General features: G+C 64.6%; 1 protein-coding gene. It reads right to left on the bottom strand.

Annotated elements, in window-relative coordinates; translation table 11 throughout:
* Positions 1–110: 110 nt before the first annotated feature.
* Positions 111–851: methane monooxygenase/ammonia monooxygenase subunit B (locus K3F48_RS23840; RefSeq protein WP_222577919.1), on the bottom strand; the 741-nt coding region annotated here is incomplete at its 5' end.

Here is an 851-nt window from a genome sequence, read left to right as displayed (position 1 = left end):
TCGCATTGCGATATAACCGCGCTCTTCCGCTTTTCCTTGTCCGTCCATAAGAAAACCCGGCCGGACCTTTCGGCCCGGCCGGCTGGTGTTCGGTTCGATCTCGAAGTCGATCAGGGCATGTCGCCGGCGACGAACTTCGGAATGACCGGGCCGCCGATTTCGGTGGCGTAGCGCTTGCCCGACGGGCTGAAGAACATCAGCAGGCCGCCGATCTGGCTGTCCGTGTCATAGGCGAGGTCCGAGAGGCGCTCGATGTCCCAGCGGGCGTCCTGCACCTTGATCTCGATCGTCTTCGTCTCGCCGGGGGCGATCGGGGTCGGATCGGTCGACAGGCCACGGTCGGCCAGCAGATAGTCGGGGAACTCCGGCTTGGTCGTGAACACGTCGGGGTTCAGGAAGCGGAGGCCCGCCGCCGTATACTCGCCGAGCTTCAGCGGCTCGTCGGTCTTGTTCGACACCTTCACCTGGATCGTCAGCTCGCGGCCCGGCACCTTGTAGACGCCGCCCTTGAGATCGGCCGTGACGACATGCGGACCAACGCCGGCCGTGCCCTCTTCGACGATCGGCGTCAGCGGCTTCTGCAAGCCGGCCTGCAGCGGGATCGTGCGCGGGAAGGTGCTGTTCGTCACAGCGTAGCCGATGATCGTCGCCAGGATCGTCACAGCGAGAACGATCGCGCCCACGCGGCGGTCGTCGTCGCCGATCTGCTCCTCGTCCTTGCCTTCGCTGACGCGCAGGTAGGAGGCGATGAAGCCCTTCTTGAAGAACCAGTAGAGGATCCAGGCCGCAGCCGCGATCATCCACGGGAAGTGCCACGCGTAGATGCGGTCGATGCCATAGGTCTCGAGGTC

This window comes from Methylosinus sp. Sm6, assembly GCF_019802345.1.
Taxonomy (GTDB): domain Bacteria; phylum Pseudomonadota; class Alphaproteobacteria; order Rhizobiales; family Beijerinckiaceae; genus Methylosinus.
Note: the sequence above shows the minus strand (reverse complement) of the source record. Positions and strands in the feature narration are given on the sequence as shown.